We start from the raw sequence: 23,145 nt of genomic DNA on the forward strand, positions 1-23,145 counted from the left end.
CGTCAATGCAGATGTTCGGTTCGGCGTTTCGCCTCTTTAGCCCTCAACTCCTTCGCCGTCAAGACGGCCGGGTTGTCGTCCTATATTCAGGCTAACAGTCGAGGCCTAGAGTTACCGAAGGCCGCCTGTTCCGGTCGGCCACATCCCCAAGGAAGGATCGGAACGCCCCATGACAACGCCCGACGAATTCACCATCTCCCGGCGCGGACTGTTGAAGGCCGGCGCAGCGACCGCATCGGTCCCGGCAATGGCCACCGTGCCCGCCGTCGCCGCAGCCCCCGCCCGCACAGCCGCCGGCCCGGGACCTTCGACCGTCACGCTCAGCGTCAACGGCAAGACCCACCGCCTCGTGCTGGACACCCGCACCACACTGCTCGACACCCTGCGCGAGCACCTGCACCTGACCGGCACCAAGAAAGGCTGCGACCACGGCCAGTGCGGCGCCTGCACGGTGATCGTCGACGGCCGCCGCATCAATTCGTGCCTGACGCTGGCCGTGATGCATGAAGGCGCCAAGGTGACCACCATCGAGGGCCTCGGCACGCCCGGCAACCTGCATCCCATGCAGGCGGCCTTTGTCAAGCACGACGGCTACCAGTGCGGCTACTGCACACCCGGGCAGATCTGCTCGGCGGTCGGCATGCTCGGGGAGATTGCCGACGGCATCCCGAGCCATGTGACCGCCGACCTGACTGGCCGGCCCCAACTCAGCACCGTCGAGTTCCGCGAGCGCATGAGCGGCAACATCTGCCGCTGCGGCGCCTACAGCAACATCGTCGAGGCGATCGGCGAAGTTGCGGGGGTGAAAGCATGAAAGCCTTCAGCTATGAGCGGGCGGCTTCACCCGAACAGGCCGTGGCCTCGGCGGCACGCCAGCCCGGCGCGCGCTTCATCGCAGGCGGCACCAACCTGCTGGACCTGATGAAGCTGGAGATCGAGACGCCCGCGCACCTGATCGACGTGAACGGCCTCGGCTTCGACAGGATCGAGAGCACACCCGACGGCGGCCTGCGCATCGGCGCCCTGGTGCGCAACACCGACCTGGCCGCCGACGCGCGCGTTCGGCGCGACTACGGCGTGCTCTCGCGTGCCTTGCTCGCAGGAGCGTCGGCCCAGTTGCGCAACAAGGCGACCACCGCGGGCAACCTGCTCCAACGCACACGCTGCCCCTACTTCTACGACACGAACCAGGCGTGCAACAAGCGCCAGCCGGGCAGCGGCTGTTCGGCGATCGGCGGTGTCAGCCGGCAGTTGGCCGTGGTGGGCGCGAGCGATGCCTGCATCGCGACGCATCCGAGCGACATGGCCGTGGCCATGCGGGCGCTCGATGCGACGGTCGAGACCGTCAGGCCCGGCGGAGAGCGCCGGACGATTCCGATTGCCGACTTTCATCGGCTACCGGGCAACACGCCGCACATCGAGACAGCGCTGCGGCCCGGCGAACTGGTCACCTCGGTCAAGCTGCCGGCCCCCGTGGGCGGCAAGCACGTCTATCACAAGGTGCGCGACCGAGCCTCCTATGCGTTCGCGCTGGTCTCGGTCGCCGTGATCGTGCAGCGCGACGGCACGGGCCGCGTGGCCCTCGGCGGCGTGGCCCCCAAGCCATGGCGCATGCCGGCCGCCGAGGCGCAACTGCCTCGCGGCGCCAGCGCAGTGACTCCCGCCTTGCTGGCCGATGCCAAACCGACCGAACAGAACGCCTTCAAGGTCACGCTGGTCGAGCGCACCCTCGACGCGGTGCTGATGGAAGCGAGGAGCTGAGCCATGCGATTCGACACCCCCGCCACCACGAATCCGATCGACCAGCTCAAGGTCGTCGGCCGCCCCACCGATCGCATCGACGGCCCGCTCAAGACCACCGGCACCGCGCCCTATGCCTACGAGCGGCATGACGTGGCGCCCAATGCAGCCTATGGCTATGTCGTCGGCGCCGCGATCTCCAAGGGCCGCATCACAGCCATCGACCAGAGCCGCGCCAAGGCCGCACCCGGCGTGATCGCCATCGTCACGGCCGAGAACGCCGGCGAGCTCGGAAAGGGCCAACTCAATATCGCCAGGCTGCTGGGCGGTCCGACCGTCGAGCACTACCACCAGGCCATCGCGCTCGTGGTCGCCGACACTTTCGAGCAGGCGCGGGCGGCCGCGCAATTGCTGAAGGTGAGCTACGCCCCTGCCGAAGGCGTTTTCGACCTCGCTGCAGCGAAGACATCCGAACGGCGAACCGCCGATCGCAACAGCACCATCGGCGACTTCGCCGGCGCCTATGCCAGGTCCGAGGTGACGCTGGACGAGACCTACACGACGCCGGACCACTCGCATTCGATGATGGAGCCGCATGCCACGACCGCCGCATGGCGTGGCGACCAGCTCACGATCTGGACCTCGAACCAGATGATCGACTGGACCCGGACCGACCTGGCGGCGACGCTGGGCATCCCCCGGGAAAAGGTCCACCTCATGTCGCCATACATCGGCGGCGGCTTCGGTGCCAAGCTGTTCCTGCGCGCAGACACGGTGCTCGCGGCCATCGGCGCCCGCATGGCGCGCCGCCCGGTGAAGGTCGCGCTGCAGCGGCCGATCATGGCGAACAACACCGTGCATCGACCCGCGACCATCCAGCGCATCCGGCTCGGCGCCACGCGGCAGGGCCAGCTCACGGCCATCGGGCACGAGAGCTGGTCCGGCAACCTCGTCAACGGCAAGCCGGAGAACGCCGTGCAGCAGACGCTGTGGCTCTATGCGGGCGAGAACCGCCTGACAGGCACGCGCTTGGCCGTGCTGGACTTGCCCGAAGGCAATGCGATGCGCGCGCCGGGCGAAGCGCCCGGCCTGATGGCGCTCGAAATCGCCATCGACGAAATGGCGGAGCGCCTCGGCATCGACCCGATCGAATTCCGCGTGTTGAACGACACCCAGGTCGATCCCGCGAAGCCGAATCGGCGCTTTTCCGAGCGCCGACTGATCGAATGCATGCGCACCGGCGCGGACAAGTTCGGATGGGCGCAGCGCAGCGTCAAGCCCGCACAGCGCCGAGAAGGCCGCTGGTGGATCGGCACCGGCATGGCCGCGGCCTTCCGCAACAACCAGGTCACGAAGTCGGGCGCCCGCGTGCGGCTCGACGGGCGCGGCGTGGTGACGGTGGAAACCGACATGACCGACATCGGTACCGGCAGCTACACCATCATCGCGCAGACCGCGGCGGAAATGATGGGCGTGCCGCTCGAACGCGTGGTGGTGCGGCTCGGCGACTCGTCCTTCCCGGTGTCATCGGGCTCCGGGGGGCAATGGGGCGGCAACTGCTCGACCGCGGGCGTGTATGCCGCCTGCGTCAAGCTGCGCGACACCGTGGCGCAGCGTGCGGGCCTGCCGGCGGAGAGCGCGACCTTCGCGGACGGCATGGTGCGTGTGGGTGGCCGCAGCGCATCGCTTGCCGAGGTGGCGGGCGACAGCGGCATCGTCGCAGAGGACTCGATCGAGTTCGCCGAACTGAACAAGCGCTTCCAGCAGTCCACCTTCGGCGCGCATTTCGTCGAAGTGGCCGTGGATGCCTACACCGCCGAAGTCCGCGTGCGACGCATGCTCGCGGTGTGCGCATCGGGCCGCATCCTCAATCCCAAGTCGGCGCGCAGCCAGGTCATCGGCGGCATGACGATGGGCGTCGGTGCCGCGCTGATGGAGGAACTGGCGGTCGACAAGCGGCTCGGCTTCTTCGTCAACCACGATCTCGCGGGCTACGAAGTTCCCGTGCATGCGGACATTCCGCACCAGGAGGTGATCTTCCTCGACGAGACGGACGCGATCTCCTCGCCGATGAAGGCCAAGGGTGTGGGTGAACTCGGCATCTGCGGCGTCGGTGCGGCGGTCGCGAACGCGGCCTACAACGCGACAGGCGTGCGCGTGCGCGACTACCCGGTCACGCTCGACAAGCTGATCGACCGGATGCCATCACTGGATTGACTCGCCCCCAGGCTTCGCGCACTTCGTGTCGCTTCGCCAACCCCCTGCCGGGGGCAATACCGGCGGCCCGGCGAAGCCGGTTCCGCGGTATTTCTGGATTGGGATCTCAGCGGCCACGTCATCCACAATGGCGCCCTTCCGGAGAAGGACCCCCCCGACATGGCCACGTTCGAATGGATCATCGTGCTGCTGCTCGGTGCAGCACTGCTGGCGGCATTGGCGCGCAGGCTCGGCGCGCCCTACCCGACCTTTCTCGCGCTTGGCGGCACGCTGCTCGCCTTCGTGCCCGACAGCCCGAACTGGACGCTGGATCCGCACCTCGCGTTGACGCTTTTCGTCGCGCCGGTGCTGGTCGACGCGGCCTATGACACCTCCTTGCGCGATCTGCGGGCCAACTGGCGGCCGGTGGCCGGCCTGGTCATCGCGGCGGTCGGCACGACGGTGGTGGCGGTCGCCTTCACCGTGCGCTGGCTCGTGCCCGGGATGCCGTGGCCGGTCGCGATCGCGCTCGGCGCCATCGTCGCGCCGCCCGATGCGGCGGCCGCGACCGCGGTGATGCGCCAGGTGAAGCTGCCGCACAAGCTGCTGAAGATCCTCGAAGGCGAAAGCCTGCTGAACGACGCAAGCGCACTGCTGATCTACCGCCTCGCCATCATGACCATGATGGCCGGGCACCTCGGCTTCGGCAGTTTCGCGCCGGTGTTCCTGCTGACCGTGTTCGGCAGCGTGGCGGCCGGCATCGCCTGCGCCCACGTGCTGGGGCCACTGATCACCCGCATCGGCGATGTGCCGATCTCGCTGATCGTGATGTTCGCCCTCACCTTCGGCGTGTGGATCGCGGCCGAGGCGATCGGGCTCTCCGGCATCCTGACGCTCGTCGCCTATGCGATGACGGTCGCGCGGCGCGGCAGCAACCCGATGCCGGCGCGCATGCGCGTGCCGATCTTCGCGGTGTGGGAGACGGTGGTCTTCGTGCTGAACGCCTTTGCGTTCGTGCTGATCGGCATGCAATTGCGGCCGATCTGGACGCGGCTCGAAGCCAGTGGCGGACAGGCTCATGCGCTCGTCACCGCGGCAGTCGTGCTGGCCGTGACCATCCTGGCACGCTTCGTGTGGGTGATGATCTACCAGGCGTTCAAGCGCCGACGCGCGTCGAAGCAAGGCGACGGGGCACACTCGCGGCCGACGCCCGGCACCGGCATCGTGCTCTCGTGGGCTGGCATGCGCGGCATCGTCACGCTGGCCGCCGCCTTCGCCATTCCCGAGACGCTGCCGGACGGCACGCCCTTTCCGTTTCGCGACCTGATCCTGCTCTGCGCGTTCGCGGTCGTGCTTGGCACGCTGGTGCTGCAAGGCCTGACGATGGCGCCGCTGATCCGCGCGATGGGCCTGACCGACGACGACCCGGTTGGCCGCGAGATCCGGCTGGGCCGCACGCATGCCTACGGGGCGCTGCTCGAAGCCATTCGCGATGACGACACGCTCCCGGCCAAACTGCTGCGGAAGGAATACGGCGCGGTGGTCGAGCTCAATACGAGCCAGACGTCCGACGGCCGGGTCGACGAAGTGCCGGGCGGGCCGCTGCGCCGGCACGCGATCAGCGTGGCGCGGCAGCGCGCTTTCGAGCTCCGGCGCGACGACGTCATCGGCGACGACGCCTATCGCGTGCTGGTGCAGGAACTCGATTGGGCGGAGCTGAGCGCGGGCGGCGGCCGGCCCGATTGAGCCGGCAAGCCCCCATTCCGGGTCAGTACTGGAGCTTCGGATACCAGTCGGTTCCCCGACCGCCCGGCGTCAGGTCCAGGATGGACCAGAGCGAGGCGATGTCGGGCGCGCCGCGCGGGTCCTGCCCGGGGTCGGCCATCTCGCCCGTCATCTCGCCTGCCCAGAACAGGCGGACCTTGTCGCCGTCGCGCCTGAACACGATCAGGGACGGGTACTCGCTGCCGTCCGGCTGCAGGACGCCGATGTCCTTCGCATAGTCGTCGCCGACGGTCTGAACAAAGTTCAGGTCGCGCCAGCCCCGCTCCTGCGCAAAGGCGTACTGCCGCCCGACCGGCGAGCGCCCCAGCACCTGGAGCGCCACCCGCTGCTTGATGTCGGCCGCATTGCCGTTCAGCGCGCCGAGCAGGTTGGTGCACATCGGGCACGGCCGTTCGCGTTGCGGCCCGTACATCCAGAAGTAGGTGACGAGCGTGTCCTTGTCGCCGAAGAGATCGCCCAGTCCCGCGTCGAACCCCTGCTCGTCCTTGAAGCGGTAGTCCTTCTCGATCACGGGGCCGGGCGGCAGGGCCTGGCGCTGGTCGACCATGCGTGTCATGTGCCGGCGAAACTCGATCTCTTCCGCCAGCAGCGCCTGCCGGGCGGCATCGTATTCGGCCGAGGAACCTGGGAACGGCCTCTTCGCCTTCTTCGCCAGCTCTGCGGCGGGGGTCAGCGCTTCTTTCATGCCTTTGCTCCTTGTTTGCGCCTGGAGTATGGAAAGCAACGGCGAATTTCCAAGAAGACATTGACGAGATTTCTGCGTCGGACGTTCACTACAGGGCGTCTCCGTGTTCGCGAAAACTTACATTTGCACGCCGAAGAAGTTCCCATGCGCCGCGCGATCCGCGCGCAAACTATTCGCCCCTCAATCCAAAGGAGATGCGCCATGGGAACCCCCACCGAAATCGCCAAGCTGGGCTACGCAGCATTCGGCAAGCGCGACATTCCGGCGCTCCTCGAACTCCTCGCGGATGACGTCGAATGGCGTTACTTCGGCAGCCCCGAGACAGGCACGCCCTATGGCGGGACCTGCAGGGGCAAGCAGCAGGTGGCCGAATTCTTCGGCGCGCTGGCGCAGGCCGACGAGATCCTCGAGTTCGAGCCGCGCGAGTTCCTCGAAGGGAGCAACCACGTGACGGTGCTCGGCCGCATCAAGGGCCGGGCGCTTCCGGATGGCAAGGTGCATGAATCCGAATGGGTCCAGGTGTTTACTTGGAAAGACGGCACCAAGATCAGCCGTTGGGTCGGGACAGGGGACACCGCCGCGAGACTCAACGCGAAGTAGACAATGAGCGGATGAACAAACGTCACTTCCTGGGCACGGCAGCACTCGCCGGACTGTGGCCCGCAGTCGATGCGATCGCCGCGGAGCCGGCCCGCAAGGGCCCGGGCCTCCTGACCGTCAGCGGCGCGATCGGCAAGTCGAACCGCGGCCCGGTCGATCCGGCGCTCGACCAGTTGCTGGTGAAGCACGGCGTCAAGTTCGACAAGGCCTACGTGTTCGACTCCGATGCATTGCTGCGACTGCCCTCCACCCGCGTCAAGGCCACCCTGGAGTACGACGCGAAGATGCACGCGCTGGCCGGCCCGCTCTTGACCAGCGTGCTGGAGACGGCAGGCATCCCCTCCACCAGCGAAGTGACGATTGCCCTGCGCGCAGTGGACGGCTATGTCGTGCCGCTGAGCATGGCGAACGCGCGCGCCTACCGCATGATCGTGGCCACGGAAATCGACGGCACGCCGCTCGCGCTGGGAGGCCTGGGTCCGCAATGGGCAATCTACGAGGCCGACACGCTCGCCGCTTTCAAGGACAAGCCGCTCAAGGAGCGCTTCGCGCTGTGCCCCTGGGGGCTGTACAGCATCGAAGTCAGCCGCACCTGACAGACACCAGACAGATGGACGACAAGCCGACCGGCCTCAAGAAGGGCCTCACCAGCTACGGCGACCAGGGCTTCTCCCTATTCCTGCGCAAGGCCTTCATCAAGGGCGCCGGATACACCGACAGTGCCCTCGAACGTCCTGTCGTGGGCATCGCCAACACCGGCAGCGCCTACAACCCCTGCCACGGCAACGCGCCCCAGCTCATCGAGGCCGTCAAGCGCGGCGTGATGCTGGCCGGTGGCTTGCCGATGGAGTTTCCGACCATCTCCATCCACGAGAGCTTTGCCGCGCCGACCAGCATGTACCTGCGCAACCTCATGTCGATGGACACCGAGGAAATGGTTCGCGCCCAGCCGATGGACGCCGTCGTCCTCATTGGCGGCTGCGACAAGACCGTGCCCGCGCAACTCATGGGCGCGGCCTCGGCGGGCATCCCCTCCATCCAGCTCATCACCGGATCGATGCTGACCGGCAGCCACCGCGGCGAGCGAGTCGGCGCCTGCACCGACTGCCGCCGCTACTGGGGCAAGTTCCGCGCGAGTGAGATCGATGAAGACGAAGTCGCCGACGTCAACAACCAGCTCGTCGCCAGCGTCGGCACCTGTTCAGTCATGGGCACGGCCAGCACCATGGCCTGCATCGCCGAAGCACTGGGCATGACGGTGCCGGGCGGCGCATCGCCACCGGCCGTCACGGCCGACCGCATCCGCATCGCTGAACAGACCGGCGCGCAGGCCGTGCAGATGGCGCGCGATGGCCTGAGCATCGACAAGGTGCTCACCCCCGCGGCCTTCGAGAACGCGATGCGTGTGCTGCTCGCGATCGGCGGATCGACCAACGGCATCGTGCACCTGACCGCCATCGCGGGGCGCATGGGCCTCGACATCGACCTCGCCGCGCTCGACCGCATGGGCCGCGAGACCCCCGTGTTGCTGGACCTCAAGCCGTCCGGGCAGCACTACATGGAAGATTTCCACCATGCGGGCGGCATGGCGACGCTGCTGCGCGAACTCAAGCCGCTGCTGCGCCTCGACGCGATGACGGTGACCGGCCGGACGCTGGGCGAAGAGATCGAGCGCAACGGCGCGGGCTTCATGCAGGACGTGGTCCGCCCCATCGCCAACCCCATTTATCCGCAAGGCGGCATCGCGGTGCTGCGCGGCAACCTGGCCCCGGGCGGCGCCATCATCAAGCAGTCCGCCGCGGACCCGCAACTGATGGAGCACGAAGGCCGCGCCGTCGTGTTCGAGAACGTCGAGGACCTCGCCACGCGCATCGACAGCGACGACCTGGATGTCACCGCGCAGGACGTGCTGGTGCTGAAGAACATCGGCCCCAAGGGCGCGCCCGGCATGCCCGAGGCGGGCTACATCCCCATTCCCCGCAAGCTGGCGCGCGCGGGGGTGAAGGACATCGTGCGCATCTCGGATGGGCGGATGAGCGGCACCGCGTTCGGGACGATCGTGCTGCACGTGACGCCGGAATCGGCGGTAGGCGGGCCGCTGGCGCATGTGCGCAACGGGGACCGGATCCGGTTGAGCGTGCTGGATCGGGAAATTTTGCTGCTGGTGTCGGATGAGGAATTGAGGCGACGGGCGGAAGAAGCGCCTGTCGTCGCGCCGACGGCCGAGCGGGGGTATCGGAAGCTGTTCCTGGAGACTGTGATGCAGGCGGACAAGGGGGTGGATTTTGATTTCTTGCGGGCGGCGCAGATAAACGGGAAGGTGCCGGAATAGCGGGACCGCTTGGCGCGTCACATCGGCGTCAGCAGCGACTGTGATACTTGGCGTCGTGACGTCCCCGCTTGCCAAAATCGCGTCCTCTGCGGCCTTGCTGGCCCTGCTGGGTGGCTGCGCGGGCCTCACCTTTCAGGACCGCGCGGAGGGTTGGCGCAGCGCCCTCGTGGTGGACCTGGGGCGTGCCGGCGAACTCGCGCCGAACGTGGACCACGACTGCGCCACCGGCGCCGCGCCGAACGCCCCCTACCTGGTGGTGCGCTACCGGGACCACGGCATGCAGACCTTCTCGCTCGGCACCTCCGATGTTCCTCCGAACTCCGACTTCCGCGCCGGCGAAGCGGTAGAGGTCAACATCAAGGATTGCGACGTCCGGCGGCCTTCATGACGGCAGCCGCCGTCGGGCGTGAAAATCACCGCTATGCGAACTCGTTCTTACCTCGTCCTTTCGGTCTTCGTCCTCTCTGGTTTCGCGACAGCACAGCCAACTATGAATCCACCAGTTGTCTCGAAGACCTTGGGATGCAAACCTCGCTATCCCGCAGAGGCAAAACGCAACGGCCTGGAAGGAAACGTTCTCACGAAAGTTCTGGTCGAGCCATCGGGCAAAGTGTCAAAGGTCGAGCTAATCCAAAGCAGCGGGTTTGAGGTTTTGGACCGAGCTGCGATAGAGGCCGTCAAATGCCCGGTTTATGAGCCCGGTACGGTTGACAGCGTGCCCAGCGCGATGTGGATGGACGTTCCGTTGAACTATCGACTCGAGAAGTGACTGTCTACAGCCGGCCTCGGCCGAGGTTGTGTGGAAACACCTTTGATGGTCGCCTATATTGAGCCAACCCGTCTGAACGAGGTGGTGGCCCATGAAGCGATTCATTGAAGGCGAGGACCGTCAGCAGGTCACTCTGTTGCCGGAGTGCCTTGACGACTATATCGGTGAGGACAACCCGGTGCGAGTCGTCGATGCGTTCGTCGAAGAACTGGATCTCCATGCATTGGGGTTCGAAGGCGTTGAACCTGCAGCAACCGGTCGCCCTTCCTACCACCCGTCGGTCCTGCTGAAGCTCTACATCTACGGCTACCTGAACCGCATTCAGTCGAGCCGTCGCCTGGAGCGCGAGGCGCAGCGTAACGTCGAACTGATGTGGCTCACTGGCCGGCTGGCACCGGACTTCAAGACCATTGCCGACTTCCGTCACGACAACGGTCGGGGCATTCGCAACGTCTGCCGCCGCTTCATCATCCTGTGCCGCGAGCTCAAGTTATTCACGCACGCCATCGTGGCCATCGACGGCAGCAAGTTCAAGGCGGTCAACAGCCGCGACCGCAACTTCACCCCCGGCAAGATCGATGCGCGTCAGCGGCAGATAGAGCAGAGCATCCAGCGCTACCTCGAGGCCTTGGAGACGGCCGATCGCACGCAGCCCGCGGAGGTCGAGGCCAAGACCGATCGGTTGCAGGAGAAGATCAGGAAGCTGCGCGAGCAGATGAAGCAGCTCGATGAGACCAAGGAAGAGTTGAAGAAGGAACCCGACGGGCAACGCTCACTCACCGATCCCGACGCGCGCTCGATGAACTCGCAAGCCAAGGGCACAGGCCTGGTGGGCTACAACGTCCAGGCAGCAGTGGATGCGAGGCACCACCTGATCGTGGCGCACGAGGTCACGAATGTAGGCAGCGACCGATCGCAACTGAGCAAGATGGCCAAGGCTGCGCGCGAAGCGATGGGCAAGACCAAGCTGCAGGTGCTCGCTGACCGCGGGTACTTCAACGGCACGGAGCTGAAGGCCTGCGAGGACGCGGGGATCACCACCTACGTGCCCAAGCCGATGACCTCAGGCGCGAAGGCAGATGGGCGCTTCGACAAGAGCGACTTCGTCTATGTAGCGAAGGATGACGAGTACGTCTGCCCAGCGGGCGAGCGAGCCATCTATCGGTTCAGCACGATTGAGCGAAATGGCATCAACGCGCGCCTCTACTGGACCAGCGCTTGCCCCCGGTGTCCGATGAAGGAGCAGTGCACGCCCAGCGACTACCGGCGCATTCGCAGATGGGAGCATGAGGCGGTGTTCGAGCGTGTCCAACAGCGCCTTGATCGCAAACCCATCGCGATGACGTTGCGGAGGTGTACGGTGGAGCACGTGTTCGGGACGCTGAAGTACTGGATGGGATCCACCCACTTCTTGACCAAGACGCGGGCGCACGTGAACACCGAAATGAGCCTGCACGCGCTGGCTTACAACATGAAGAGGGTTATCGCCATCCTGGGTATAGCCAGAACGATGAAGGCGATGAGATTGACGGGGGCGTGAGCCCTTTATGCGCCTCACTGGGCCTCTCGGGGAGCGCTGCTCCGAGGCTGTCTACTGGATAACGGATCTCGTAAACCCGGCCGGTCCCTTCATCGACTCGTTTCCACACAACCTCGGCCATCAGCGGACATTCAAGGCTCCTCCACAATCTTGAGCAGTTCAACCACTTAGCGAACGCCCGTCGATGCCCCTGTACACCTACATCGTTTCCTACAAGGGAGCCACCCACGTGGCCCAGGGAAGCCACAGCAACTATCAAGGGTTCATTTCGACCTGGTGTTCGAACATTCCTTCCGGCGCGCTGCCCGCTCTGACTCCAGCACTTCAGAAAGAGCTCGCCTTGAAGGCATACGGCGGATTTTCCCCGGTCTCGAACGTCAAGCACGCGTGGCGCAAGTCGATTGACGTCGGGGGGAGCGAATGCGTCGTGGTCGCCGTTCAGACCCAACAATAGTAGGAACAGTCGCAGCTATGTCGGTCTGCGGCCACGAGCCGACAGTCGCCGACGACCGCTTTCCGGCTTTCCGGTACGGCATCGACGGGTCGAAGCGGCGTGCAGCCGTTGGCTCAAGGGCGCCGTCGGCCGATTGCCGAGTGTTGAAGGTCCCCCAGCGGGGGCCGGCGCCGATGTAGTGGTCAAGGTGCGCAACGGAGCGCTTTCTGACGTTTCCAGCCTTGCTGACGCACTCGGTCGATGCCAACATGCGCGAGGAAGAACGAAGCGTCAGCTGCAACCTGATGCTCTCTTCGTTCACGCAGCAGTTGAGCAAACCGCTCTGGTGACACCAACCGGAGACCCTGATGGACTCTGCCGACAAGCTCGAAGCGGTGCTGCGCTATCACGAGCGCACCAAGCACCAGTTCCACCGCTATGCGCGCTCCGCCAGCACCCTGGATTGGGTGAACCAACCCAACCCGCTCCGCCGTTACGAAGGGGCGCTGCTCACACAGTTGCCCATCCTTGGCGCGGACGAAGAGCCACTGTCGCCTCGCTACGAAGCTATGTATCGGCGGAGCACGGTGTCGAGCTCGCCGCTCACGATCCGCTCGCTGTCGCGCCTGTTCGAGTACGCGCTGGCGCTGTCGGCCTGGAAGCAGGCTGGCGACACGCGTTGGGCGCTGCGCAGCAACCCATCGAGCGGTAACCTGCATCCCACTGAGGGCTACTTGTTGATCGACGCGCTCCCCGAGTTGTCGCACGCGCCCGGCGTGTACCACTACGCGCCGGGAGAGCACGGTCTGGAACGGCGGGCGGACGGCTCCGCCGAGTGGTTCACGCAGTTGATGCGAGAGTTTCCCCCACGGGCCTTTCTGGTTGGTCTCTCGTCCATCCACTGGCGCGAAGCGTGGAAGTACGGCGAACGCGCGTTCCGCTATTGTCAGCACGACGCGGGCCATGCCATCGGCACGCTTCGCATCGCCGCCGCGACCCTGGGATGGAGCGCTGTCGTGTTGCACGGCCTGGCCGATGAAACCATCGAAGCCCTGCTGGGGCTGAACCGCGCCGAGGACTTCGCAGGCGCGGAGCGCGAACAACCGGAACTCGTCATGCTCGTCTGGCCGAACGACTCGGCCGAGCCGTGGTGCGCAGGCGGGCAGCGCACGCTCCCGCTCGGCCTCGATCCGCTGCTGGCGCGCGAGTTCACGAAACAAGGCTGGTGCGGAACTGCGAACCGGCTCAGCCGCGACGACCCGGTCGCCTGGACCGTCATCGACGAGGTGGTGCTCGCCTCACGCAAACCGATGGGGCAGCGATATGCCTTGGAGCTGTTCGACGCACCTGCCCCGGCGCATCGAACCGCAGCGTTCCCAGACGGGCCGTCGGCCGGCTTGATCATCCGCCAGCGGCGCAGCCTCCTGGCCTGCGACGGCCGGACATCGATCACGGCCAAGCGCTTTTACGGCATGCTCGCGCGCGTGATGCCACGCGTGGAACTGGAAACGAACCAGCGGCCATTACCCTGGGACGCCATTGCCTGGGAGCCGCGCATCCACCTCGTCTTGTTCGTTCATCGGGTGGACGGACTCGACTCGGGGCTGTACGTGCTCGTCCGTGTCCCGGCCAAGCTGGACAAGCTGAAGCGCGCCATGCATCAGCGCTTCGACTGGTCCGAGCCCCCCGGGTGCCCGGCGGACCTTCCCCTTCGCAGGTTGGAAAGCGGCGATGCGAGGCAGCTTGCGACGCAAGTGAGCTGCTTTCAGGACATCGCGGGCGATGGGGTCTTTTCGCTCGGCATGATCGCCGAGTATCGAGACGCCTTGTTCACGCACGGGCCCTGGTTCTATCGCCAGCTCTTTTGGGAAACCGGGGTGATCGGGCAGGTGTTGTATTTGGAGGCCGAAGCGGCGGGCATAGGCGCCACGGGCATCGGCTGTTTCTTCGACGACCCGGTGCACCGGGTGTTCGGTTTCAGCGACCTGGAGTTCCAGTCGCTCTATCACTTCACGATCGGCGGCCCGGTGGAGGACAGCCGACTTACCACGCTGGCGCCCTATGGTGTGCGTGAGGAAAACGAGTTGAAGCGTCGTGTAGACCGCGGGTGACGCAACGAGCGCGGAGCAAGCATTGCCCGGCGGGTCGCCCGGCGGGCCGGACGAAGGATTGGGCTGCGATCGCCGCGCGTAGAACGACGACGATCGAATGGTGACTTACGAAGAAACCCGCCACTACGAGCGGGTTTCAAGGCGATGCGGGAGGAAGGGGCGAACCCCCTGGAGCAGAGCTCCCGTGGCGTGATGAGCCACTGAGTCCACCGTTGCACCACCACAGTCTGATCGGCCCCCGCACAGGAAGTTCCGGGTCATTTCGCGGTGTGGGCTGGGGCTTCAGGCCGAGGCGCGCTTGTCGAAAATGCAGGTCACGCGCTTGAAGACCCGGCAATGCGACAGGGTCGTCTACATCCAAGGCAATCGAAAGGCCATGCCAGCGATGGCGGCGCGGTTAAACGCGCCGCGCAGGCGTACAGTCGCGCATCAGCATGTCGTTTCGGTGTGCGTCTCGGCTACTGATGGCGACGTTACCCCGCCGGTCGCGGTATGTCACCAACCCTTTTACCGGAGGGTGCCCATGAGTGAAAGATCCGCAATCGACGAAGCACGCTTTGCGCAAGCGGTGCAACTCGTGGTTGCAGCCGTATCCGCCAATTCGCTGAGCAGCGATCGGAGCTTTGATGCGCAAACTCACCAGGACGTCATTCGAGTGGCGCTGGTTCGCGCGTACCAGACGCTTGAGGACGCGCGTGACGAAATTGAGGGTCATGTGCGCCGTCCGGATTGACCCGCTCCAGCGAGCGCCGACGGCGCACCGCGAACTGGAGTATTCGGCCGAGGCTGCGTGAAAACTCCGTTGACTCACGTTTTCAAGGGTCCTTGACCCCTTGGAGCATCCGAGAAAGCGCCGCCTGAGCCCATCTGAGAGGTCGACTTTCGGAGCGACGTCGACAACATCGAGTTTTCACACAGCCTCGGCCAGAAGCGGACGCTCGTCGCTACCTCGCAACGACGGCCTTGTGAGCGCGTGCGCACTGACCGAGGTGCGGTTAACAATTGCGATTGAGACGCATCGGAACAAGGAGCAGACAATCGGTGACAGTACATCGCAACCCCGCCAGGGCCGCTCCGGCAGTCACTCTGGCTGGCCTGTTAGCCGCAGCGGCTGGAGCATGGGCATATGAGTTTCAGGCGACGCTGAGACCGGGGGATTTCGACACCACCTCCGCCCCATCTGGCACGTTCATACTTGTCGTAGTTGTAGCTGCCGTTGTTGGCGGGCTGGGCTCTTGGCAGAGCTTAAGGAAACTCAGAAGCGAACATCGGCTTGGACGATTTGGATGCTCCATCGCCTTGTCGCTCACGGGCGCGTCGATTGCATTCACGGTCATTGCAGTCCCCGCAATATTGTGGGCAATCGTCAAAGCCGATCCAGCGCTGTGGACCATTCCAATTGTTCTGTTGCTTGGATTCGGCTCGGCAATGTTGCAGGCGCTCCTCCCGTCCTTGCCCTATGCGGTGGGCGCAGCGGTAGCGTTCGCCGCGCTGGCCGAGCTTCGAGGTTGGCTGACGGTCCCTCACTGATGTCAGCTCCGGGCTCCCAGCGCTGCTGGCGGATGTGGCTGGATTCGGCCGAGCCTGTGTGAAAACGCTTCGTTGATCGTTTCACTCAAAATAAAATTTGCCAACCCGTCAGAGCGAGGTGGCCCATGAAGCGATTCATCGAAGGCGAGGACCGACAGCAGGTGATGCTGCCCGAATGCCTTGACGACTATATCGGTGAGGACAACCCGGTGCGAGTCGTCGACGTCTTTGTCGAGGAACTGGACCTTCAGGCCCTGGGCTTCGAAGGCGTTGAGCCTGCAGCGACGGGGCGCCCTTCGTTATCACCCGGCGGTGTTGCTCAAGCTCTACATCTACGGTTACCTGAACCGCATCCAGTCCAGCCGACGCCTGGAGCGCGAGGCCCAGCGCAACGTCGAACTCATGTGGCTCACGGGCCGACTGACGCCGGACTTCAAAACCATCGCCGATTTCCGCCATGACAACGGTCCCGGCATCCGCAATGTCTGCAAGCGCTTCGTTGGCATGTGCCGAGAGCTCAAGCTGTTCGCTCACGCCATCGTGGCCATCGATGGCAGCAAGTTCAAGGCGGTCAACAGTCGAGACCGCAACTTCACCGCCGGCAAGATCGATGCGCGTCAGCGGCAGATCGAGCAGAGCATCCAACGCTACCTCGATGCCATGGAGACGGCGGATCGCACGCAGCCGGCGGAGGCCGAGGCCAAGACCGAGCGGTTGACGGAGAAGATCAAGAAGCTGCGGGAGCAAATGCGGGAACTGGATCGAACCAAGGAGCAACTGAAGCATGAGCCCGACGGCCAGCGCTCGACCACCGATCCCGATGCGCGCTCGATGAACTCGCAGGCCAAGGGCTCGGGCCTGGTGGGCTACAACGTGCAGGCGGCGGTCGATGCCAGGCACCACCTGATCGTGGCGCACGGGGTCACCAACGACGGCAACGATCGCTCGCAGCTCAGCAAGATGGCAATGGCTGCACGCGAGGCGATGGGCAAGATCAAGTTGCAGGCGCTTGCCGATCGCGGCTACTTCAGCGGCACGGAGCTCAAGGACTGCGAGGACGCGGGCATCTCCACCTACGTACCCAAGCCGATGATCTCGAACGCCAAGGCCAAAGGGCGCTTCGACAAGAGCGACTTCATCTATATCGTGAAGGACGACGAGTACCAATGTCCCGCGGGGCAGCGGGCCATCTACGGGTTCAACACGTTGGAGAAGAACGGCAATGAGCTTCGCGTCTACTGGACCAGTGCTTGCCCCAAGTGCCCGATCAAAGACCAGTGCACGACGAGTGCGTATCGGCGCATCCGTCGATGGGAGCATGAAGAGGTGCTGGATCGCGTACAGCAACGCCTGGATCGAAAGCCCATCGCCATGACGCTGCGAAGATGCACCGTGGAGCATGTGCTCGGCACACTCAAACACTGGATGGGCTGGACGCACTTCCTGACGAAGAAGTTGGAGCACGTGAACACTGAGATGAGTCTGCACGTGCTGGCTTACAACCTGAAGAGGGTCATCGCGATCCTGGGTATTGCCAGAACGATGAAGGCGGTGAGATTGATGGTTGCGTGAGCCCCTTCGATGACCTTCGCGGCTTACGCAGCGACCTTGCACGCGCTCGGCCGCCTGGCCTGTGCAACGAGGCCACTGGATGACTCCGAGGCGCTGATGACGACCACAAGGCCCCGTGTCGGCATACTGGCAAGTCAAACGCCGTTTCCACACGACCTCGGCCAAGAGCGGCCGGTCGCCGGCGCCACAGAATTCGCTCGACACCGGACGTTCATGGCTTTGCACAACCAGCTGTTGGAATCCAGTAGGCGCCGCTTGAAGCGCGTGCACACCAACCGAACCCCAGGCAACAATGAACCGAAGGTTCATCACGCCCATGACAGCCATCGACTGGATTCTCGTTGTTGCGACGCTATGGGGACCCTTGTTCACCTTCTACTCCGGCGCCGCGGGGCTCGGTGGCAACGACATTCAGAAGCTAACTAGCGCGCTTCGTGGTAGCAAAAATGGCGTTGTCAGAGTTTGGGGGGCGGCGCTCTGGGTGCTTATTGACTCACAGAATAGATGGGTAGTTACCTTCGGCGGAATGACTGGGCTCCTCGTTTACAGGCTCGCCGGAAGCTAGTCATCGTTAGGCTGCGGTCCCAAAGCGGTCGCTTCGGAACGCGGCGTACAGCCCCGCTTGGGGCCCGAAGTTCCCAGCGGCGACAGGCTACAGTCGCCATGACCCGACGTTCGCCCGGACCTCCGAACGGGCGTCAAGCAGACTTCCCAGCGAGAACGTACACGCCGTGATTCCAGGAACCAAGGGCTACGAGGAGCATGCTGAAGAACTGGTGAAGCGCTTCGAGGCCGTCTCGTTCGCGGAGAAGCACGAATCCGTCGTGCACCTCATGCCTTCAGTGCCGTCGACGGTCCTCGATGTGGGCGCCGGGACTGGGGTTGATGCAGCGTGGTTTGCCTCGCAAGGCCATCGGGTGGTGGCAGTCGAGCCCACAGATTCGCTACGCCTTGCAGGCATCCGACTCCATAGAGCGCATCCCATCGAATGGATCAACGACAGCTTGCCAGACCTCGCTTGCATGCGCGCTCGGGGTCAGAAATTCGAGGTCGTCATGCTTACCGCTGTGTGGATGCATCTTGATGAGCAGGAGCGGCAGCTGGCGATGCCGCAGGTTGCTTCCCTGCTCGCGCCTGGTGGAGTCCTCGTGATGTCCCTCCGCCATGGGCCGGCGCCGATGGAACGGCGCATCTTTCAAGCGTCGGCCGAGGAGACCGTCGCTTTAGCCTCCGCCAGTTCGTTGAAGACGGTGCTCAGCATGCGCACCGCATCTGCGCAAGCCGTCAACCGCCAGGCAGGGGTTACATGGACACGTCTTGCATTCCGTTGGGCGACCTGACCGCAGCAGCTCGAGAGCCTTCGGCGACGGGCAGAATGCGGCCGGCCGGCTGCCGGCGCTCAATCTCGGAGGACGAAGTTCACCTGAAATTCTGTCCGCATCGCGCTCGGCGTGCCACCAAGCGGGCCGCAACGCGGACTCGGCTTCAATAACTTGCTAGACGACATTCACCGCACCCCCTTTGTGCACCTCATAGTGCAACTCCGCCATGCCAGTGCCCATCTGATGAACGGACACCAAGCGCAGACTTGGACTGAGCACTCTTCGGGGGAACAACGGCTTACCCCTGCCGAGGGTAGCTGAGCCAATCTGGATGATGAGTTCGTCCAGTAGACCGGCATCGTGGAACTGACCAGCGAGGTCGCCGCCTCCAACAATCCATATGTTCATGTCGCCAGCAACCGCCTGCATCTCAGAATGGACAGTTCGCACATCGCCATTGACGAATCGAATGTCTGCGCCGCCGACTGCTGGAATACTGCGGCTAGTAAATACCCATGCTGGCTGAGCATATGGCCACGTTGAGCCTGTCTCGGCGGCAACCTTTTCTGCATTGCGAACCATCCATTCATAGGTCGCAGAGCCCATAGCCAAAGCGCCAACTTTCGATATGAACTCTGGATAGCTGGACTCATTCAAGCTCCCGAGGGCAAAAAGCCATTCCAGTGAGTCGTCCTCGGTTGCAAGGAATCCATCAAGGCTTGTAGCCGTGTAGTACTGGGTCTTCATTGTTTGTCTCGGAAGGATTTGAGTGGCGTCAGCGACCGACCGGTTTTGGGCCGACTGTAGCCTGCTGCGGTCGTCGGAGCCTCGGGTCCAAAGCGGGCTGTACCGAATTTCTGCGAGCGGACATTCGAGAAGTGCTTCAAAAATTCCAGAGCTTGCGCCGCACGTGCGCCTGAGACGCATCCCTTCCGCCTCGCGCAAGCAATCCAGGAGAGCCCGCGACACACGGTGACCTCAGGACCGCTTGCATCCTCAATCCTACCCGTTGAGTCAGGCCCCACTGTCGTTGGCAATGCCAGGGCGACGGCAGGCTGAGGGCGGACGTCGCCGTTCGACCGTCCGGTATTGGCCCGACCTCCAACCTACCATGGCCAGCAGCAGCAAAGTGTCGCTTTCACTGGTGTTGACCAAGACCAGAGTGGGCAAGGCTCCGCAGGCGCCTCCGCCCGGCGCTCGCCCGAATTCTTTTGACCGGCACGGCCGCCAACAGTCGGGCTGATGCGGCCCAAAAGCGGACCCTGGCGGCCGCCCCTCAGTTCATGCCTCACTTTCAAAATGACAGTCTTTCGAGTCGTTCTTGCAATCGCCACGTTGTTGGGCCTCGCCTCAGGGTGGTCCGCACTCGGCGTGGCAGCCGCCAGCCAGCCGCCGCTCATGTGGCGAGACCTCCTGTTGATGCTTATCGGGTGCGCGGTGGCCCTTCCGGTGGTTCTTGGTCTACAAGCAGCCTTGGGAAACAAGAAGGCAGTTCGCATCGGCTGGTACTTCTTTCTGTGGTTGCTTTGTCGCAGTCAGCGCTTGCCCCGCATTCGTTCCTCTTCCTGGCGATAGGCGCTGGAGCGCTTCTTGGCGTCGCCGGCAGCAGGATTCTCTTTGGCGGTAGTCTGGCTAAGGCCTGACCGGGCCGCAGTCGGCCAGGAGCCGTCTTCCATCGGCGTCCCTTCAAATCGCGCAGAAGCCGATGTTTCCGCCGGCGGGGACATGTGTTTCCGAGCCATGGTGGGCGCTAACTGGACTGTTCTGCATCAACGGAATTGCGGTCGTGAGTGGACACCGCAGATTTCACGACGCCTGCTTGTTGGAGCATGAGTTCAACGCGCTGCGCAGCTGGGGGAACGTATCCCTCTGGAACGACGCGTCGAACACATTGTGTTTCATGTGAAATCGTCACATCTGCCACCTTGGTTCTATAGTCGTTCGGCGCCTCAGTCGCGGACGAGAGTGAGGGCTGCAGGAGGAATATGGAACAGTGCGAACGAACTCTCGACCACTTCTCGACGTTGCTGGCGACCAAGGGGCCGCAGGCGGCCTTGCACTACTTAAACAGCGGCGTGCCACATCGCTATACCGCCGTTTACCGGTTCGAAGGGGAACTGCTTCGCAATGTGCTTCTCCATGACAAGCGAGGGCAGGTGCGTCCCGAGTACCTCATCGCTGTTCCGTTCAAGCAGAGCTTTTGCCAGTTCGTACTCAAGGATCAGGCTTTTCGCACCGACGATTCCGAGCACGACGACCGACTCATCGGTCATCCCTATCGCGGCGTCGTGATCTCGTACCACAGCGTCCCAGTCTTGAACGACCAGGCAACTTTGTGGGGGACCATGAGTCATTTTGATATGAGCAGCCATCCGCTGGCGGACTCGGAGTTCGCGCTACTTCAGGGTGCGGCCCGCGTCTTGAGCAGGCATCTCGCTAACCTGGCCGATTGACTCTGCTGGCTACCGTGGTCTTCGATGCGGTTGCGCACGTCTTTTTTTGCGCAAACGTCGATCTGCACGGACGTACTCATTGCTCGTGGTCACCGTCGGGCGAGGAGACGCGAGCGGCTGACACCCCACCCATCTTCAGCTTAGGTTCAGGATCGATTCCCACAGTCGGGCGATTGTCGCTTCGTTGTCTGTGCTTGCTCCCAGTGCAGGTGTCGATCGATCCACCGTACGGCCCGCTCGCAGACGATCTGAAGGAGTTGAGCTGACCGGTGTGGCGTTGCGGAGATCTACGTTGAAAGCAGATACCGCGACGTTGGCCATGCTTAGCCGGAGAGGCACTGATAGCCCGGAGTCGGCCAAGACCGGACCTACCGTTGCTCATCTCATTTCAATGAAACATAGGCTATTCGTTGGTGCGGCAGCCCTCGCCATGGCAGCCTGGCCTTCCCCTCGAACTGCGTTCTGAGCCGGACCTTGAGTGGAAGACCTGCGAGGCATTCAAGGCGACCATCAAGGAGTGAGCGCACAGAGCGCGCTGCGGCAGAATGCGGCGAACAGCCGTCGACCAACCGCCGCCGCCGGCCATCAGCAGACTTCCGCGGTCGGTCTTCGGAAGCAGATTTCAAACGCTCATGACACTTTCGGCCAGCTTCCGCGAGCGCATTGCTCTCTATGCCTTCTTGACGTCGCTGACCTCGATCAGCATCGACGCGCTCCTGCCGGGGTTGCGCCAGATCGGGTCGGATCTCGGTGTCACGCCGCCGCTGTCCACGCAGCACGTCGTCTCGCTGTTCATCTTCGGCATGGCCTTTGGCGAACTGCTTCTTGGCCCCGTGTCCGATGCCTTGGGGCGAAAGAAGGCGCTTGTCCTCGGCCTTGGTGTCTACGGCCTTGGCACAGCCATCGCCATGTTTGCCGGATCGCTTGAATCGGTGATCCTCGGCCGGTTTCTCCAGGGGGTGGGTGTGTCCGGACCGAAGATCTCGACGCGGGCAATGATCCGCGATCAGTTTGAAGGAGACGCGATGGCGCGCGTCATGTCCTTCATGTTCACGCTCTTCATCCTGGTGCCGATGCTGGCCCCCACCCTTGGCCAAGTGGTGATCGCGGTCGGGGGGTGGCGCAGCGTTTTCGCACTCTATCTCGTCATGGCGGGCCTGCTCGGCTTATGGCTGGTGATGCGGCAGCCGGAAACATTGGATCCCGCCAGACGAATACCATTTCGGCCAAAGCTGCTCGTGTTGAACGGGCGACGCATACTGTCAAACCGCCGTGTGGCGACCCTGATCATGGCGACCGGCTTGGTGTTTGGTGCGCAGCTGCTCTTCCTCAGCACGGCAAGCGATCTCTTCCTGGATGTCTACGGCATCGCGGAAACCTTCCCCTTCTATTTCGCGGTGCTGGCTGCCGGCGTTGGGCTTGCCTCATTTCTGAACGCAAAACTCGTGCAGCGTTTTGGCATGGACGTCATGGCGCACTACGCCTTCGTGGGACTGGCTTCGGCAGGTCTTCTGATGTTGCTTGCGTCCGTCGCCTGGAATGGACGACCACCACTCGCCGTTTTCATGCCACTGAGTTTTTCGGCGTTCTTTGCTATCGGGATACTGTTTGGCAACCTGAATGCCATGGCAATGCGCTCGCTCGGTCAGGTGGCAGGCCTCGGCGCTTCGTTGATTGCGTCCTGTTCGAGCTTTATCGCAACGCTGTTTGCCATTGGAATGGGGGCGTTCTACGACGGTACGACCCTCCATCTGTCGGCGGGCTTCTTTTTCTCGGGAATCTTCTCCCTGGTTCTGAACAGGTTGGCGGCGCAAGGCGACACGTCACCGGTAGAAGCCACAAGGTAGGAAGGAAGGCCAGCAGGCGAACGGCCGCTTTCCGCCGAGAGCAATGACCGCAAAGGTGAAGGGTTGTCCAAGGGCCCGCGGGCCTACAGTGGACGTCGAAACTGCCCGGAAGCGATCGTTGGATGTCAGCTGGCGACCCTGACCAACAACTTTGAAATCGACGCGCATAACCTGTTGACCCTGGGCTACCAAGTGCGACCCTTAGAGGAACTCAGCGCGAGCGGCACGAG

The 23,145-nt window shown here is 63.9% G+C and carries 19 protein-coding genes and 1 pseudogene; 18 read left to right on the forward strand and 2 right to left on the reverse strand.

The window, feature by feature from the left end; genetic code table 11:
• Nucleotides 1–169: 169 nt before the first annotated feature.
• The 4 genes from paoA to AC1D3B_RS27075 all read left to right on the forward strand — a co-directional run bounded on the left by paoA (nt 170) and on the right by AC1D3B_RS27075 (nt 5,682).
• A complete protein-coding gene (gene paoA, locus AC1D3B_RS27060) occupies nt 170–814 on the forward strand; it encodes an aldehyde dehydrogenase iron-sulfur subunit PaoA (RefSeq protein WP_478193754.1) in 645 nt (214 codons plus the stop codon).
• Nucleotides 811–1,761 (forward strand): FAD binding domain-containing protein, encoded by a 951-nt coding sequence (locus AC1D3B_RS27065; protein WP_478193755.1) that lies wholly within the window; start codon nt 811–813, stop codon nt 1,759–1,761. Before paoA ends, AC1D3B_RS27065 begins: the two co-directional genes overlap by 4 nt.
• A 3-nt stretch (nt 1,762–1,764) precedes the next feature.
• Nucleotides 1,765–3,957 (forward strand): aldehyde oxidoreductase molybdenum-binding subunit PaoC, encoded by a 2,193-nt coding sequence (gene paoC / locus AC1D3B_RS27070; RefSeq protein ID WP_478193756.1) that lies wholly within the window; start codon nt 1,765–1,767, stop codon nt 3,955–3,957.
• Between the two features lie 159 nt (nt 3,958–4,116).
• Nucleotides 4,117–5,682: a Na+/H+ antiporter gene (locus AC1D3B_RS27075; protein ID WP_478193757.1), complete on the forward strand. Its 1,566-nt coding sequence runs from the start codon at nt 4,117–4,119 to the stop codon at nt 5,680–5,682.
• A 22-nt stretch (nt 5,683–5,704) separates the two neighbouring features.
• Here AC1D3B_RS27075 and AC1D3B_RS27080 read toward each other — a convergent pair whose 3' ends face one another.
• Nucleotides 5,705–6,406: a DUF899 family protein gene (locus AC1D3B_RS27080; protein ID WP_478193758.1), complete on the reverse strand. Its 702-nt coding sequence runs from the start codon at nt 6,404–6,406 to the stop codon at nt 5,705–5,707.
• 201 nt (nt 6,407–6,607) lie between these two features.
• Between AC1D3B_RS27080 and AC1D3B_RS27085 the strand changes: the two genes are divergently transcribed.
• From AC1D3B_RS27085 to AC1D3B_RS27140, 12 genes and pseudogenes are all read left to right on the forward strand, one after another.
• A complete protein-coding gene (locus tag AC1D3B_RS27085; protein WP_478193759.1) occupies nt 6,608–7,006 on the forward strand; it encodes a nuclear transport factor 2 family protein in 399 nt (132 codons plus the stop codon).
• Between the two features lie 11 nt (nt 7,007–7,017).
• Entirely contained in the window at nt 7,018–7,602 is a 585-nt protein-coding gene (locus AC1D3B_RS27090) for a putative pterin-binding protein (protein ID WP_478193760.1), read from the forward strand.
• 14 nt (nt 7,603–7,616) lie between these two features.
• Nucleotides 7,617–9,338 carry an IlvD/Edd family dehydratase gene (locus AC1D3B_RS27095; RefSeq protein ID WP_478193761.1) on the forward strand — a complete coding sequence of 574 codons (1,722 nt, stop codon included), beginning with the start codon at nt 7,617–7,619 and terminating at the stop codon, nt 9,336–9,338.
• Nucleotides 9,339–9,393: 55 nt separating this feature from the next.
• The gene (locus AC1D3B_RS27100) at nt 9,394–9,726 is read left to right on the forward strand and encodes a hypothetical protein (protein WP_478193762.1); all 333 of its coding nucleotides are present in this window, start codon (nt 9,394–9,396) and stop codon (nt 9,724–9,726) included.
• 102 nt (nt 9,727–9,828) lie between these two features.
• Complete coding sequence (locus AC1D3B_RS27105) at nt 9,829–10,107, forward strand: energy transducer TonB (RefSeq protein WP_478193789.1); 279 nt, start codon at nt 9,829–9,831, stop codon at nt 10,105–10,107.
• A 91-nt stretch (nt 10,108–10,198) separates the two neighbouring features.
• Nucleotides 10,199–11,647: an IS1182 family transposase gene (locus AC1D3B_RS27110; protein WP_478193763.1), complete on the forward strand. Its 1,449-nt coding sequence runs from the start codon at nt 10,199–10,201 to the stop codon at nt 11,645–11,647.
• A 184-nt stretch (nt 11,648–11,831) separates the two neighbouring features.
• Nucleotides 11,832–12,101 (forward strand): hypothetical protein, encoded by a 270-nt coding sequence (locus AC1D3B_RS27115; protein WP_478193764.1) that lies wholly within the window; start codon nt 11,832–11,834, stop codon nt 12,099–12,101.
• A gap of 347 nt (nt 12,102–12,448) precedes the next feature.
• On the forward strand, nt 12,449–14,191 hold the full coding sequence (locus AC1D3B_RS27120; protein WP_478193765.1) for a SagB/ThcOx family dehydrogenase: 1,743 nt from the start codon (nt 12,449–12,451) through the stop codon (nt 14,189–14,191).
• Nucleotides 14,192–14,714: 523 nt separating this feature from the next.
• Nucleotides 14,715–14,924 (forward strand): hypothetical protein, encoded by a 210-nt coding sequence (locus AC1D3B_RS27125; RefSeq protein ID WP_478193766.1) that lies wholly within the window; start codon nt 14,715–14,717, stop codon nt 14,922–14,924.
• Between the two features lie 566 nt (nt 14,925–15,490).
• On the forward strand, nt 15,491–15,721 hold the full coding sequence (locus AC1D3B_RS27130) for a hypothetical protein (protein ID WP_478193767.1): 231 nt from the start codon (nt 15,491–15,493) through the stop codon (nt 15,719–15,721).
• A gap of 125 nt (nt 15,722–15,846) precedes the next feature.
• Nucleotides 15,847–17,293: pseudogene (locus AC1D3B_RS27135) on the forward strand (IS1182 family transposase).
• 731 nt (nt 17,294–18,024) lie between these two features.
• On the forward strand, nt 18,025–18,633 hold the full coding sequence (locus AC1D3B_RS27140; RefSeq protein WP_478193768.1) for a class I SAM-dependent methyltransferase: 609 nt from the start codon (nt 18,025–18,027) through the stop codon (nt 18,631–18,633).
• A 156-nt stretch (nt 18,634–18,789) separates the two neighbouring features.
• Here AC1D3B_RS27140 and AC1D3B_RS27145 read toward each other — a convergent pair whose 3' ends face one another.
• Nucleotides 18,790–19,362, reverse strand: a complete 573-nt coding sequence (locus AC1D3B_RS27145; protein ID WP_478193769.1) for a dihydrofolate reductase family protein — start codon at nt 19,360–19,362, stop codon at nt 18,790–18,792.
• A gap of 1,238 nt (nt 19,363–20,600) precedes the next feature.
• On the opposite strand from AC1D3B_RS27145, the gene AC1D3B_RS27150 reads away from it, so the two are divergent.
• A complete protein-coding gene (locus AC1D3B_RS27150; RefSeq protein ID WP_478193770.1) occupies nt 20,601–21,068 on the forward strand; it encodes a guanylate cyclase in 468 nt (155 codons plus the stop codon).
• A gap of 632 nt (nt 21,069–21,700) precedes the next feature.
• Nucleotides 21,701–22,915: a multidrug effflux MFS transporter gene (locus tag AC1D3B_RS27155; protein WP_478193771.1), complete on the forward strand. Its 1,215-nt coding sequence runs from the start codon at nt 21,701–21,703 to the stop codon at nt 22,913–22,915.
• Nucleotides 22,916–23,145 lie beyond the last annotated feature (230 nt).

It is taken from the genome of Variovorax sp. P5_A3, assembly GCF_056400665.1.

What these genes read in the sequence shown, in the direction of transcription:
- AC1D3B_RS27105 (WP_478193789.1), top strand. Translation starts at nt 9,829, where the DNA reads ATGAATCCACCAGTTGTCTCGAAGACCTTGGGATGCAAACCTCGCTAT.
- AC1D3B_RS27065 (WP_478193755.1), top strand. Translation starts at nt 811, where the DNA reads ATGAAAGCCTTCAGCTATGAGCGGGCGGCTTCACCCGAACAGGCCGTG.
- AC1D3B_RS27120 (WP_478193765.1), top strand. Translation starts at nt 12,449, where the DNA reads ATGGACTCTGCCGACAAGCTCGAAGCGGTGCTGCGCTATCACGAGCGC.
- AC1D3B_RS27085 (WP_478193759.1), top strand. Translation starts at nt 6,608, where the DNA reads ATGGGAACCCCCACCGAAATCGCCAAGCTGGGCTACGCAGCATTCGGC.
- AC1D3B_RS27110 (WP_478193763.1), top strand. Translation starts at nt 10,199, where the DNA reads ATGAAGCGATTCATTGAAGGCGAGGACCGTCAGCAGGTCACTCTGTTG.
- AC1D3B_RS27075 (WP_478193757.1), top strand. Translation starts at nt 4,117, where the DNA reads ATGGCCACGTTCGAATGGATCATCGTGCTGCTGCTCGGTGCAGCACTG.
- AC1D3B_RS27155 (WP_478193771.1), top strand. Translation starts at nt 21,701, where the DNA reads ATGACACTTTCGGCCAGCTTCCGCGAGCGCATTGCTCTCTATGCCTTC.
- AC1D3B_RS27095 (WP_478193761.1), top strand. Translation starts at nt 7,617, where the DNA reads ATGGACGACAAGCCGACCGGCCTCAAGAAGGGCCTCACCAGCTACGGC.
- AC1D3B_RS27145 (WP_478193769.1), bottom strand. Translation starts at nt 19,362, where the DNA reads ATGAAGACCCAGTACTACACGGCTACAAGCCTTGATGGATTCCTTGCA.
- AC1D3B_RS27115 (WP_478193764.1), top strand. Translation starts at nt 11,832, where the DNA reads ATGCCCCTGTACACCTACATCGTTTCCTACAAGGGAGCCACCCACGTG.
- AC1D3B_RS27150 (WP_478193770.1), top strand. Translation starts at nt 20,601, where the DNA reads ATGGAACAGTGCGAACGAACTCTCGACCACTTCTCGACGTTGCTGGCG.
- AC1D3B_RS27125 (WP_478193766.1), top strand. Translation starts at nt 14,715, where the DNA reads ATGAGTGAAAGATCCGCAATCGACGAAGCACGCTTTGCGCAAGCGGTG.
- paoA (WP_478193754.1), top strand. Translation starts at nt 170, where the DNA reads ATGACAACGCCCGACGAATTCACCATCTCCCGGCGCGGACTGTTGAAG.
- AC1D3B_RS27080 (WP_478193758.1), bottom strand. Translation starts at nt 6,406, where the DNA reads ATGAAAGAAGCGCTGACCCCCGCCGCAGAGCTGGCGAAGAAGGCGAAG.
- AC1D3B_RS27090 (WP_478193760.1), top strand. Translation starts at nt 7,018, where the DNA reads ATGAACAAACGTCACTTCCTGGGCACGGCAGCACTCGCCGGACTGTGG.
- paoC (WP_478193756.1), top strand. Translation starts at nt 1,765, where the DNA reads ATGCGATTCGACACCCCCGCCACCACGAATCCGATCGACCAGCTCAAG.